This window comes from Leisingera sp. (assembly GCF_982940295.1).
Genome location: NZ_CEYXRG010000005.1, coordinates 119,688 through 132,401 on the forward strand (window position 1 = coordinate 119,688; position 12,714 = coordinate 132,401).

At 64.3% G+C, this 12,714-nt stretch carries 14 protein-coding genes and 1 tRNA gene; 6 read left to right on the forward strand and 9 right to left on the reverse strand.

What is annotated here, in order from left to right:
• Positions 1–5: 5 nt before the first annotated feature.
• Positions 6–692: a haloacid dehalogenase type II gene (locus tag AC4HIX_RS06550; RefSeq protein WP_490398373.1), complete on the reverse strand. Its 687-nt coding sequence runs from the start codon at positions 690–692 to the stop codon at positions 6–8.
• A gap of 137 nt (positions 693–829) precedes the next feature.
• Here AC4HIX_RS06550 and AC4HIX_RS06555 point away from each other — a divergent pair, with 137 nt between their 5' ends.
• Complete coding sequence (locus AC4HIX_RS06555; RefSeq protein WP_475049784.1) at positions 830–1,258, forward strand: FKBP-type peptidyl-prolyl cis-trans isomerase; 429 nt, start codon at positions 830–832, stop codon at positions 1,256–1,258.
• A 208-nt stretch (positions 1,259–1,466) separates the two neighbouring features.
• On the opposite strand, the gene AC4HIX_RS06560 is transcribed toward AC4HIX_RS06555, so the two are convergent.
• Genes AC4HIX_RS06560 through fabA form a run of 3 tightly spaced genes read right to left on the reverse strand, consistent with a single transcriptional unit; the run spans position 1,467 to position 4,049 of the window.
• A complete protein-coding gene (locus AC4HIX_RS06560; RefSeq protein WP_490398374.1) occupies positions 1,467–2,258 on the reverse strand; it encodes an enoyl-ACP reductase FabI in 792 nt (263 codons plus the stop codon).
• 6 nt (positions 2,259–2,264) lie between these two features.
• Entirely contained in the window at positions 2,265–3,494 is a 1,230-nt protein-coding gene (fabB, locus tag AC4HIX_RS06565; RefSeq protein WP_490398375.1) for a beta-ketoacyl-ACP synthase I, read from the reverse strand.
• 45 nt (positions 3,495–3,539) lie between these two features.
• Positions 3,540–4,049, reverse strand: a complete 510-nt coding sequence (fabA, locus tag AC4HIX_RS06570; RefSeq protein ID WP_174146241.1) for a bifunctional 3-hydroxydecanoyl-ACP dehydratase/trans-2-decenoyl-ACP isomerase — start codon at positions 4,047–4,049, stop codon at positions 3,540–3,542.
• Between the two features lie 215 nt (positions 4,050–4,264).
• On the opposite strand from fabA, the gene irrA reads away from it, so the two are divergent.
• Positions 4,265–4,681, forward strand: coding sequence for an iron response transcriptional regulator IrrA (gene irrA / locus AC4HIX_RS06575; RefSeq protein ID WP_027235305.1), 417 nt, complete (start codon positions 4,265–4,267; stop codon positions 4,679–4,681).
• Here the strand turns inward: irrA and AC4HIX_RS06580 are convergent.
• On the reverse strand, positions 4,646–5,575 hold the full coding sequence (locus tag AC4HIX_RS06580; RefSeq protein WP_490398376.1) for a LysR family transcriptional regulator: 930 nt from the start codon (positions 5,573–5,575) through the stop codon (positions 4,646–4,648). The two genes, irrA and AC4HIX_RS06580, sit on opposite strands and share 36 nt — an antisense overlap.
• Positions 5,576–5,674: 99 nt before the next feature.
• Between AC4HIX_RS06580 and AC4HIX_RS06585 the strand changes: the two genes are divergently transcribed.
• Positions 5,675–6,472, forward strand: a complete 798-nt coding sequence (locus AC4HIX_RS06585; protein WP_490398377.1) for a phytanoyl-CoA dioxygenase family protein — start codon at positions 5,675–5,677, stop codon at positions 6,470–6,472.
• 78 nt (positions 6,473–6,550) lie between these two features.
• Here AC4HIX_RS06585 and AC4HIX_RS06590 read toward each other — a convergent pair whose 3' ends face one another.
• From AC4HIX_RS06590 to AC4HIX_RS06605, 4 genes are all read right to left on the reverse strand, one after another.
• Positions 6,551–7,591: a radical SAM/SPASM domain-containing protein gene (locus AC4HIX_RS06590; protein WP_475049792.1), complete on the reverse strand. Its 1,041-nt coding sequence runs from the start codon at positions 7,589–7,591 to the stop codon at positions 6,551–6,553.
• A 319-nt stretch (positions 7,592–7,910) separates the two neighbouring features.
• Positions 7,911–8,327, reverse strand: a complete 417-nt coding sequence (locus AC4HIX_RS06595; protein ID WP_490398378.1) for a VOC family protein — start codon at positions 8,325–8,327, stop codon at positions 7,911–7,913.
• 342 nt (positions 8,328–8,669) lie between these two features.
• A tRNA-Ala gene (locus AC4HIX_RS06600) sits at positions 8,670–8,745 on the reverse strand.
• 185 nt (positions 8,746–8,930) lie between these two features.
• Positions 8,931–9,257 carry a TIGR02300 family protein gene (locus AC4HIX_RS06605; protein ID WP_490398379.1) on the reverse strand — a complete coding sequence of 109 codons (327 nt, stop codon included), beginning with the start codon at positions 9,255–9,257 and terminating at the stop codon, positions 8,931–8,933.
• A 99-nt stretch (positions 9,258–9,356) separates the two neighbouring features.
• Between AC4HIX_RS06605 and AC4HIX_RS06610 the strand changes: the two genes are divergently transcribed.
• The 3 genes from AC4HIX_RS06610 to AC4HIX_RS06620 all read left to right on the forward strand — a co-directional run bounded on the left by AC4HIX_RS06610 (position 9,357) and on the right by AC4HIX_RS06620 (position 12,714).
• Positions 9,357–10,043, forward strand: a complete 687-nt coding sequence (locus AC4HIX_RS06610; protein ID WP_490398380.1) for a M48 family metallopeptidase — start codon at positions 9,357–9,359, stop codon at positions 10,041–10,043.
• A gap of 85 nt (positions 10,044–10,128) precedes the next feature.
• Positions 10,129–11,970: an adenylate/guanylate cyclase domain-containing protein gene (locus tag AC4HIX_RS06615; protein WP_490398381.1), complete on the forward strand. Its 1,842-nt coding sequence runs from the start codon at positions 10,129–10,131 to the stop codon at positions 11,968–11,970.
• Between the two features lie 81 nt (positions 11,971–12,051).
• Complete coding sequence (locus AC4HIX_RS06620) at positions 12,052–12,714, forward strand: GntR family transcriptional regulator (protein WP_490398382.1); 663 nt, start codon at positions 12,052–12,054, stop codon at positions 12,712–12,714.

Sequence of the window (12,714 nt, forward strand, 5' to 3'; positions counted from 1 at the left end):
TGCGTCTAACTCCTGGCAAGGTCTGGAATTGAGGTCAGATCCGGCAGGATATGCGCGGGCTTCCAGGGCAGCCGGTCCACCGGCTCTGCCGCCCGGTTCACCCAGGCGGTAATAAAACCGTAGCCTGCAGCCCCCGCCGCATCCCAGCCGTTGGAGGAGACAAACAGCACTTCGTCCTTGGCGCAGCCAAAGCGCTTGCCGACCAGATCGTACACGCGGCTGTCAGGTTTGAAGACGCCGACGCTTTCCACCGACAGCACATCATCCAGTACATCTCCCAAGCCCGCCGATTGCACCGCACCGTCCAGCATCGCAGGCGAGCCGTTCGACAGGATCGCGGTGTTCATTCCAGCATCTTTCAGCGTCTTCAGCATCGCAGGCACCTCCGGGTATGCCTGCAGTTCCCAGTAGAGATCCAACAGGCGCTGGCGCAGGGCGGCGTCCCCGCCGAGCCCCGCGGCTTCCATCGCCCAGTCGAGCCCGTCCTGGGTCACATCCCAGAAATCCGCATGGGCCCCGGTGATGGCGCGCAGCCAGGTGTATTGCAGCTGTTTCAGACGCCAGTGGCTGGCCAGCTCTGCCCAGGTGTCCTGTAGATGCGGAAACTGCGGCTCGCCGGCGGCCTGGCGGGCGGCGGCTGCCACATCGAACAGGGTTCCGTAGGCGTCGAAGATACAGGTGGTGATCGGCATGGTTCCCTCCCTTGCGGCGAGACTTGCACGAAGGCGCCAGGCGGGCAAAGCCGGAAATTGTACCCATACGGGTTTACATCGCGTCTGCGGGCGCTAGGCTGCGCCCCTTTATGAACCCGCAACCGATTGGAGGTCTCATGACCGGGGTAAAGAACGGCGACACCGTGCGCATCCATTACACAGGCAAGCTGACGGATGGTACCGTTTTCGACAGTTCCGAAGGACGCGACCCGCTGGAGTTCACCGTCGGCGCAGGCCAGGTGATTGCCGGAATGGATGCCGGTCTGGAAGGCATGGAACCCGGCGGCAAGAAGACGCTGGAAATCGCGTGTGCCGATGGTTACGGCCCGATCAATCCCGAGGCGCGCCAGCAAATCCCGCGCGAAGGTATTCCCGCCGATATCCCGCTGGACCTGGGCACGCAGCTGCAAATGCAAAGCCCCGAGGGCCATGTTCTGCCGGTCACTGTGGTTGAAGTGACCGAAGAGACCGTGACGCTGGATGCCAACCATTTCCTGGCGGGCAAGGATCTGGTTTTCGACATCGAACTGGTGTCTATCAACTGATGCTGCGCCTGCAGGGCAGGGAGGTTCTCCCGCGCCCGCAGGTCCGCCGGCTGCCACGCCCAACGAGAGCGGGCTTCGCCAGAAGCCCGGCGACGGGCGGGAGTGCACCGCAGCCCCGAAGCTGAGCACTTCAGGCCCGCACGGCCCTGCGGCTCAAAGAAAAAGGCGCCCTGGGGGCGCCTTTATTATCATGGCTGTCTGAGCCTGCTTACAGGTGATCCTGCTGCGGCATCCCCAGCACGTGGAAACCGCCATCGACCCGGATGATCTCGCCGGAGGTGCAGGCACCTGCGTCCGACGCCAGGTAGACTGCGGTGCCGCCCACGGCCTCCAGCGTCGCGTTGTCGCGCAGCGGCGCGTTCTGGGCTGTGTGCTTGAAGGTCTTGCGCGCACCGCCGATGGCCGCCCCGGCAAGGGTCTTCATAGGGCCGGGCGAGATCGCGTTTACCCGGATGCCCTCCGGGCCCAGATCGTTGGCCAGATAGCGGGTCGCCGATTCCAGCGCCGCCTTGGCTACGCCCATCACGTTGTAGTTCGGTACCACCCGGTTCGACCCCTGATAGGTCAGGGTCAAGAGGGTGCCGCCGTTGTCCTTCATCAGCGGGTAGGCGCGGCGCGCCACCTCGATGAAGGAGTAGGCGGAAATATCCATAGAGTTCTTAAAGTTGGCGCGGGTGGTGTTCAGGAACCGCCCGGTCAGCTCCGACTTGTCGGAATAGGCAATCGCGTGGACCACAAAGTCGATCGTGGGCCAGCGCCCTGCCAGTTGCTCGAACGCAGCATCCAGCGAGGCATCATCGGTCACATCCACATCGACCATGAAATCCGAGCCGACGCTCTGGGCCAGCGGCTCCAGCCGCTTGCCAAAGGCTTCGCCCTGATAGGTAAAGGCCAGCTCGGCCCCAGCATCCGCCATGGCCTTGGCGATGCCCCAGGCGATGGAGCGGTCATTGGCCACGCCCATGATCAGGCCGCGCTTGCCGGTCAGAAGTCCCGTCATCGCCATTTATCCCTTGTACTTGCTCAGAACCATCGAGCCGTTGGTGCCGCCAAAGCCGAAGCTGTTGGTCATCACCGAGTCGAGCCCGGCATTTTCCACCAGATCAGTGGCAATCTCACCCGGCAGGATGCCTTCGGCGAGGGTGTCGACGTTGATCGACGGGGTGATGAAATCGTTGTCCAGCATGAGGAGGCAGAAGATCGCCTCCAGCGCGCCGGCAGCGCCCTGGGCGTGGCCGGTCATCGACTTGGTCGAGGAGATCGGCGGCACGTTGCCCTCGCCGAACACCCGGCGGGCGGCTTCGACCTCGCCGACATCGCCAACCGGGGTCGAGGTGCCATGCGCGTTGATGTAGCCGACCTTGCGGCCTTCGGGCAGGGTGGCCAGCGCCAGCCGCATCGCCCGCTCGCCGCCTTCACCGGACGGCGCCACCATGTCATGGCCGTCGGAGGTGGCGGCAAAGCCGGTCACCTCGGCATAGATTTTTGCGCCACGGGCCTTGGCGTGCTCCAGCTCTTCCAGCACCACGATGCCGCCGCCGCCGGAGATCACGAAACCGTCGCGGTCCTGGTCGAAGGCGCGGGAGGCTTTCTCCGGCTCGTCGTTCTTCTTGGACGACATCGCGCCCATGGCGTCGAACAGGCAGCTGAGGGTCCAGTCCAGCTCTTCGCCGCCGCCGGCAAACATCACGTCCTGCTTGCCCATCATGATCTGTTCGGCGGCATTGCCGATGCAGTGCAGCGAGGTCGAGCAGGCCGAGGTGATCGAGTAGTTGATGCCCTTGATCTTGAACGCGGTCGCCAGGTTGGCCGAGATCGTCGAGGACATGCATTTCGGCACTGCAAACGGGCCGATGCGTTTGGTGGCGCCGGTTTTCAGCACCGTTTGATGCGCCGTCAGCATGGCCGAAGTCGACGGGCCGCCGGAACCGGCCACCAGACCGGTCCGCTCGTTCACCACGTGATCTTCAGACAGTCCGGCATCGGCAATTGCCTGGCTCATGGCGATATGGGCATAGGCCGCACCCGGACCCATGAAGCGCAGGGTGCGCTTGTCCACGTGCTCAGCCACATCGATTTTCAGGGTGCCGGCCACCTGGCTGCGGAAACCGTGCTCGGCCATTTCCGGGCTGGCGACGATGCCGGATTTACCGGCTTTCAGCGAGGCGGTGACTTCTTCGGCATTGTTCCCGATGGAGGAGACAATCCCCAGACCGGTGACGACGACGCGGCGCATGTGCGTACTCCTGTTTCTGTGACTTTTGTCTTGCCGGAAAGCGTATCAGCTTTCGGACAGGGCCACTTTCATATCCTTGACCTGATAGATCACGTCCCCGTCAGCCTCGACGATGCCGTCGGCGACGCCCATGGTCAGACGGCGGGTCTGCACTGCCTTGGTGAAGTTGACGCGGTAGGTCAGCATCTTGCGGTCCGGGCGCACCATGCCGGTGAGCTTCACCTCACCCACACCCAGCGCATAGCCGCGGCCCTGCCAGCCGCGCCAGCCCAGGTTGAAGCCGGTCAGCTGCCACAGGCCGTCCAGGCCCAGGCAGCCGGGCATGATCGGGTTGCCCGGGAAATGGCAGTCAAAGAACCACAGGTCCGGGGTGATGTCGAATTCTGCAATCACATGGCCCTTGCCATGCTCGCCGCCGTCACCGGAGATCTCGGTGATACGGTCCATCATCAGCATCGGCGGCGCCGGCAGCTGGGCGTTGCCCGGCCCAAACAGCTCGCCCCGCGCGCATTTCAGCAAATCGTCCTTGTCAAAGCTGCTGGGGTAATCGGCCATTCGGGCGCATCTCCTGCCTGGGGTTCGGGTCTATATATCTGGCGCTCTGTAGCATCGGGCCAAAGGGTCCTGCAAGGGGACCCCGCGTCACTTCCTGCGTTGAATGTGCCACAGGCGCACCGGAAAGGGGAGTTCAGCTGCGAATGAATTTCATTTGAAAAACCTTGGGTGTTGCTCCTATATATACGGTCAGCAACGCGATGCAGGACCTGCTCATGACGCCAAACAGCGAAGAAGTGGCCACACGCTGGCTGACAGAGGCCGGGCTGAGACCCACCCGGCAGCGGGTGGCGCTCGCCGAATTGCTGGTGGGCGACGGTAAGCACCGCCATATCACCGCCGAAAGCCTGTTCGAGTCGGCCAAGAAAAAAGGGGCCGCAGTGTCGCTGGCCACCGTCTACAACACCCTGCGCGCGTTCTGCGATGCGGGGGTGCTGCAGGAAATCCCGCTCGACGGCTCCAAGAGTTATTTCGACACCAACACCCACGACCACCCCCACTTCTTCTGGGAGGACGAGGGCAGGGTCAGCGACGCGCCCTCGCAGGATCTGGTGATTCACAAGCTGCCGGAAGCGCCCGAGGGGATGGAAATCGCCTCAGTCGATGTGGTGATCCGCCTGCGCAAGGTCTGACCGGCGGGCGCTCAGCGTCTCTCGGAGAATTTGATGCGCTTTGAATGCCGGGGACGCCTCCGGCATTTCTGTGTGGGCTGCCAGAATCACCGGCTCCTGCGCCTCCGTGTCGGTGACCGGCACCGCGCATAGAGCTTTGCCGTCATAGCTGATCCCGCCAGGCGGCTGGCTGTAGCTGATGCCCACCCCCTCGCCATTGGCCGCCAGACTGCGCAGCAGCTCCAAGGAACCCGCCCTGTGTGCAATCCGCGGCACCAGTCCCTGTGTCTTGAACAGACCCAGCATGTGCTGCACCGACAGCCCTTCCTGCGACAGTACCAGCGGGTGCTGCGCCAGTTCTGCCAGGGTTACGCCGGCGCGGTCCGCCAGCGGGTGCCCGGGCTGCACCAGCGCATGAGGGATTATTCTGTCCAGCTCCGCGCGGCTGAACGCTGCATCCAGGCCCAGATCATAGGTGATGGCGAGATCCGCCTCGCCATTACTGAGCGCGGAAATCAGCGGCTCGAATCCGCAGGCGCGATGGCGGATATCCACGCCCGGCAAAGCCAGGCGCAGCGCTTGCAGAGCAGGAGCCAGCAGAAAAGGGGCCAGGTCGGAGAAACAAATCAGCGCCAGTTTCTGCGCGGCACCGGCTTCTTTCGGGTTTTCCAGCCGCGCCGCCTGATCCAGCAGCGCTTGCGCTTGTTCGGCAAACCGCCGACCCTGCGGGGTCAGCGCCAGCGCCGTGCCACGCCTGCGCAGGAACAGCGCGTGGCCCAGATGCTCCTCAATCCGGCTGAGCGCGGCGGAGAGCGCCGGCTGGCTCACATGCACGGCGTCCGCCGCTGCCGACAGGCTGCCGTGGCGGGCCACGGCACAGACATATTCGTAGTGGCGCAAGGTGAGATATAACATGAAGTGATGGGTAGCTTAGAAAGATACGATTTGAAACTATATATCTGCCGCGGCAGGAATGGCGCATCGGATTTGCATCATTCAGCAGCGGAGGAAGCAATGGTCCACCCCCTTATTACCCCGGAACACGTCGAGCAGTACCAGCGTGACGGTGTGGTCCTGATCCGCGGTTTGTTCGCAGACCAAGTCGAGCTGCTGCGCGCAGGCGTCGCCGCCAACATGGAAAATCCCGGCCCCTATGCCTCAAACAATGAAAAGGCAGGGCAGACCGGGCGATTCTTTGACGACTACTGCAACTGGACCCGCATTCCCGAATTCCAGCAGGCGATCGAAGAGTCCCCTGTGGCCGAAGTCGCGGCCGACCTGATGAAATCCCGGTCAGTGCAAATGTTCCATGACCATGTGCTGGTTAAAGAGCCCGGCACCTCGATGGCCACGCCCTGGCACCAGGACGGGCCTTATTACTTTGTAGAGGGCGGGCAGACCATCAGTTTCTGGTCGCCGCTGGACGAGGTGAAAGAGGCCACCCTGCGCTGCGTGGCCGGTTCGCACAAATGGGAGAAGGAAGTGCTGCCGACCCGCTGGGTGTCCGAGGAGGATTTCTTTCCGGACGAAGGTCAGTACATGCCCGTCCCGGACCCGGATGCCGAAGGGATGAAGGTGCTGGAATACCCGATGCAGCCGGGCGATGCGGTGGCCTTCAATTACAAGACCCTGCACGGCGCCCGCGGCAACACCTCCACCTCGCGCCGCCGCGCCTTTTCGCTGCGGCTGGTGGGCGATGATGCCCGCTATGTCGAACGCCCCGGCCGCACCTCGCCGCCGTTCCCGGGCCATGATATGCAGCCGGGCCAGCGCCTGCGCGAGGATTGGTTTCCGATCCTGCTGCAGCGGTAGAAGGGGAGGGGGCTTTGCCCCCTCGGCCTCGCGGCCTTCACCCCCAGAGTATTTTGGGAAAGATGAAAGCCGCAGGGGCTATTTCTTGAGGTCGCGCCGTATGCCCATGTTCTCGGCGTTGGAGAACGAGCAGGTCTTGCAGATACCGAACTGCTTGAGGAAGCCGCGCTTGCGGGCGCGCGCGGCCTCGTCGGAGCGGTAGGCGGCCAGGAAGCCGTCCCGCTCCACATTGGGCAGCTGGATCACCTGATCGTAGTCGATGCAGCATAGGCCCAGATCGCCGTTCCAGAACACCACCGACTGAAACAGCGGCACCGTGCACAACGCATGGCTGGTGTGGCGCGGGTGGCGGCGCAGTTCCTTTTGGCGCGGCAGGAAATGGGCGAACTCGCGCTTCTGGTCGGCCGAGGTGTAGGAGCCGATCGAGAAGGTCTTGAACCGCACCCGGTCAAAGCCCGCCTCGCGCGCCCAAGCCTCCATCTCATCCATCTGCGGTTCGGAATAACTGGTCAGCAGCGTCTGCAGCACGGTGACCGGGGTCTTCATGCCCAGGTCTTTCTTGATCCTGAGGAATTCCTCGATGCTCGCCTTGACGTTATCGAAGTCGGAATTGACCCGGTAGACCTCCTGCGCCTCCTTGGAGAACCCGTCCATGCACAGGTTCACACGTGCCAGGCCCGAACGGATCAGCCGCTCGCTCATGTCCGGCGTCAGGCGGGTGGCGTTGGTCGACAGATAGGTGTCGTGGCCGTTTTCATGGGCATAGGCGATGAAATCCGGCAGATCCTTGTGCAGCGTCGGTTCTCCGGAGAAGCTGAAGTAGATCGCGGGCTTTTCCGGCTGGTCCTTGAAGTCGTCGATGATCTTGCGGAACACATGCGGCTTCATCATGCCGCGCTTGCGGCTCATCGCAAAGGTGACGGGGCAGACCGGGCAGCGCAGGTTGCAGCTGTTGGTGGCGTCGATGATGATGATCTTTGGCGGTCGGCGGAAAAAGGACAGCGGCAGCAGCCGGGCCATCAGATGCAGCGCCCGCTCATGCAGCCCGGGCGGCTTTGCGGGAAGGTCTGGCTGCGCGGTTGCCGGACTGAGGTCCGGCGCGGGGGCTTGATCTTTCATGCGAGGATCTCCGCAGGGGGCTGACGAACTCTACCTTAAAGGTCCGGGGGTGGCAGGCAACCATTTGTCGCGTCACGGTTTGTGAGCTTTACGTGAGCCTGCGGAGCGGGAATTCAAGTGTGCCGGCGGTTGCCGGCGCCAGATCCGCAAATCCGCTGTTCAGGACCACCCTGACGCAGCAGCGATTACCCGGCTCGGGCCAATCAACCGGCCCTTTGTAACGGCGGGTGTTGTTTCCGCGACGGAAGCTGAAAAACATCCACAACTGCTCTCGGTCCGACCTGAGAAAACTTCACGATCATTGTCCGCGGCGCCCGCGTCATCCATCGCGTGCAGGTTCGTTCGGATCGTTGGAGAACAATGCGATTTTATTGCCTTGAGGGTCGCGAAGGTAGCCGACAAAAAACTGCGGGCTGTACGTGTCACGGAAACCCGGCTGCCCCTCGTCAAAGCCGCCAGCGGCAAGCGCTGCGGTGTGAAGTTCGCGCACCTGCTTTTGACTGCCCGCCTTAAATGCGATCATAACACCGTTCCCGGACGAGGCGGGACGTCCATCGAAAGGCGGTTTGACGTAGAGATCCGGTAGGGCGGCAAGCTGACCCGGCTGCTCTGGCAGCACGTAGCTTAGTCCCTCAGAGCTCTCCGTCAGTTCGTAATCAAGGGCTGGCAGAAATGCCGAGTAAAACCGTTTTGCGCGAGCGATGTCATCAGCACCGACGGTGACGTAAGCAATCATGCGGCGTTCCCATTCCAGAGAATTGGTTTCGGTAAGCAATTCGCGGTTTCATGGTAGGCCGACCTGTAATCCGGTACAACAACCGCCGCAAGATCCGCTGCATGATTGAGAATTTCTGCATGGTGCGGTCAGCTGCCCGTTGCTGTCGTTCTGGCGCAAGATGAAGCGCACCGGATGCAGCCATAATGAGAGTGCCTCTCCCGCCAGGCTGGCAGTTCTGCTTCGTTGCCAAAGCCCGCTTCGTTCCGCAGATATGCGGCTCGCGAGATGGCAGTGCTGCCGATTGCACATGTGGGCGCAGCACTTAATCAACGTATCGTTATCGGAGATTTTTTGAAGATTTGGTGGAGCCTAGGGGAGTCGAACCCCTGACCTCTTGCATGCCATGCAAGCGCTCTCCCAACTGAGCTAAGGCCCCAAACCTGTCCGCTTTTCAGTGTCCGTTCCGTCGCCGGTGCGGCCCGTCTTGCGGTGTGAGCGTCGTTTACGGGACGGCGGCGCGGGCTGCAAGCGGAAAATGCGCCGGGGTCCAAATTTTTTCCGGGCCAGGCCGGAGCGCGGTCCGGGGAAGGCCATGCGCTTCCCCGAACAGCTTGAATGGCCTCAGGAATCGTCCTCAGGCGACGACATGTCGGCGATGTCGTCCAGCGAGACGTTGTCGTCATCGTCGTCATCGTCCAGGACATCATCGCCCAGATCGACATCGACGTCGTCGTCATCATCCAGGACCACGTCATCCGCGTCCATGTTCTCTTTGGCCTTCAGGGTGGCCGCGTCTTCGGCATCCGCCTCGATCATCCGGGTCTTGCCGGTGTCCAGCTCGACAACCTCGCCGGTATAGGGGCTGACGATCGGGTTCTTGTTCAGGTCATAAAAGCGCTTTCCAGTGGTAGGGCAGACGCGCTTTACACCCCATTCTTCCTTGGGCATGTGGATCCCCTTGATTTACTGGTGAGTCGTATCGACGATTCCGGTGCCTTGCCATATGAGGGGGGCACTGTCAAAGCCTTTGCCTGGAAGGGGGCGCGCATGGCCGACTATCATCTGCCCGGAGATCCGCCGGTGCCGCTGACCTTGCGCCGGTCAGCCCGGGCGCGGCGGATCAGCCTGCGGATCTCCTCGCTCGATGGGCGGGTGACGCTGACCCTGCCCAAAAGCCTGCCGGAGGACACCGCGCTGGCCTTTGCCGAGGAAAAGGCGGACTGGATCCGCGGCCATTTGCAAAAGCACCCCGAAGCAGTGCAGGCGGGGTTTGGAACAGTGCTGCCGGTTGACGGCCAGAACCGCATGGTAGAGCGCGCCCAGGGGCGGCGGATCCAGCTGGAGGCGGGCCGGATCGCGGTGCCGGGGAACAACCCGGCACGGCCGCTGCAACGCTACCTGAAGGAGCTGGCACGCGACCGGCTGGCCGAGGCGTCAGACTACTATGCCGACCGGCTCGGCAAGGGCTACAACCGCCTGACCTTGCGCGACACCCGCTCACGCTGGGGCTCCTGCACCGCGGACGGCGGGCTGATGTATTCCTGGCGGCTGATCCTGGCGCCGCCTGCGGTGCTGCGCTATGTGGCTGCCCACGAGGTCGCGCATCTGCAGGAAATGAACCACTCGCAGGCCTTCTGGGACACGGTGGAACGTATCCACGGCCGCTGGCAGGCCCCCCGCGCCTGGCTGCGGGAAAACGGCGCCAGCCTGCACCGCTACCGGTTCGGCGAATAAACTCAGTGCTTTGCGGGCCGGGCTGCGCGGGCTAAGCTCGCGTCACGTTTCCGTTTCCAGTTGCCCCGGTACCTGAGGCCAGCCCGTGCCAGACAAACCGCAAAGACGCCTTGCTGCCATCTTCGTGCTGGATGTCTCCGGCTTCAGCCGCCTGATGGCCGAGGACGAAGCCGGCACGCTCAATCAGGTTCTGGCGCAGCAGCAAAGCCTCATCGCCCCCGCGATCCGCAACCACGAAGGCCGCATCGTCAAGCTTATGGGCGACGGGGTTCTCGCCATCTTTCCCAGCGTGATTTCAGCGGTTCAGGCCGCGGCAGAGGTTCAGGCAGGCGCCGCCCGAAACCGGCATCTACAGCTTCGGATCGGCATCACCCTGGGGGAGGTGATGATTGCCCGGGGCGATGTCTACGGTGACGACGTGAATATCGCCGCCCGGCTGGAAGCGCTGGCGCCGCTGGGCGGAGTGGCGCTGTCGGCTGCTGCCTACGGGCAGGTGCAGGGCCGTATCCCCTATGCGTTCGAGGATCTGGGCCTGCATGAGGTCAAGAACATTCCCGAACCGGTGCATGTCTATGTTCTGGGCCAGGAACTGACCTCGCTGCCCAGCCTGCGCCGCAGCCCCCCGCCGCCCAAGCCTGAACGGGCCAAACCGCGCCAGGGCCTGCGGCCTGCGGTGCTGCTTCTGGCCGGGGTGCTTGGGGCCGCAGCCGCCGCGGCGGGCCTTTGGGGCTGGCAACAGACGGCCCGGCAGAACAGCGTTGCCACGGCGGCACCGGGCAAGCCGGCCGCGGCCTCGTTCGAGGGCCGCCCGGTCATCGCCGTGCTGCCCTTCACCTCCGAAAATCTGCAGCCCGCTTTTGCCCAAATGCTGTCGGAGGAGGTGATCCGCAGCCTGGCACCGGCCGAAGGGATTCGCATTATCGCCCCCGCCAGCGCCCGCGCAGCCGAGGGCCTGCTGCCCGCCGAAGCAGCCGCGCTGCTGGAGGCGGATTTTGTGGTCACAGGTCATCTGCCGGGGCCACTGCAGGACGGGGTGTCTCTGGAAATTCTACAGGCTGGCGCCGGGGCAGAGCCTCTCAGCATCCTTCCGCCCCAGCCTCAGCCGGCGGTCTCCGCTCTCGCACCGGAGCTGGCGGCCAGCATCGTCCGCTATTTCGGCAAACCGCTGCCTGATTTCGAACGTTCTGAGATCGGCGGCGCTGCTGTTCAGAAGCTGTTCACCGCCCGTCTCTTGATGCAGCAGGGCGACAGCAGCGGCGCGAAGCAGTCCTTGCAGCGGGCACTGCAAATGGCACCGGACTGGCCGGAGGCACAGGCGCTTGCCGCTATGTGGCATCTGGATCCTCTGACCGGCCCGGTGGCCAGCCTGCCGCAGCGCGCCGCTGAGGCTGCGCGGATGACCGCGGGCCTGCCGCCGCAGGCCGAGGTGCTGGGCCTGCGGGCGCTGGCGGCGCAGTTTGCCGGCCAATCCGCCGAAGCGCTGCAGCACGCTGAAACCCTGGCCGAAGACTATCCCAATGATGCCTCGGGCCAGCTGACCCGCGCCTGGCTGCTGCATCTGGCGGGGCAGGGCGGTGCGGCGCAAAAGGTCCTGGACCAGGTGCGCCGCCTCGACCCGGTGCCGCAGCCGGCCGTTCTGACAGTGCAGTCCGCCATCCGCCTCGCCGCCGGGCAGGAGGCTGAGGCTGCCGCCGCCGCCGCCGAGGCCCTGGCGCTGGAACCCGGGGCCCAGCATGCACTGGTTCTGCACTGCGCCAGCCTTGCCGCCCTCGGCAGCTTTGAGGAGGCGGCAGCGGCCTGCGGCAAACTCTCAGGCGCGCCGCTGACGGTGGATCAGGCAGCGGCCGGCTTTCCGTATTCCGCTCAGGCGCCGCTGCGGCGGCTGCGTACCGGCCTCAGCCTGGCCGGGCTGTCCGGCCGACCTTGACCGGTTCCGCGGCTGGCCGCCGCCGGCACGCGTGCGGATCTGCCCGCTTGACCGGGGCGTGTTTTGTGATCACATGAGCGCATGAACCTGACCGCCCGCTCTTCCCAGGACGCCGCCACAGCCTCCGCCCCGGCCCATGACCGCGTCTACCGCGCCTTGCGCACCCGCATCATGCATGGCGAGATCACACCCGGCGCCGCGCTCACCTTGCGCGGCATTGGCCGCGAGTTCGAGGTCTCGATGACCCCCGCCCGCGAGGCGGTGCGGCGGCTGGCGGCCGAGGGCGCGCTGTTCCTGTCCTCCTCGGGACGGGTGTCGACGCCTGAGCTCAGCAATGAACGGATCGAGGAACTGGCCGCCCTGCGCGCGCTCCTGGAGGTGGAACTGGCCAGCCGCGCCCTGCCGCGGGCGCATATCGCGCTGATCGACCGGCTGCAGATGATCAACACGACGGTGGCGGAAATGGTCTCCAAACGCGATGCGGTCGGCTACATCCGCACCAATCTGGAGTTTCACCGCACCCTTTACCTGCGCGCCCAGGCGCCGGCGATGCTGGCAATGGCTGAAACCGTCTGGCTGCAGCTCGGCCCCACCATGCGGGCGCTTTACGGCCGGCTGCGCCGCACCGACCCGCCGCAAAACCACCGGCTGATCATTGCCGCGCTCAAGGCGGGGGATGAGCCGGGCCTGCGGCTGGCAGTGCGTTCCGATGTCACTCAGGGGCTGAGGCTGCTGGCGGGTTAG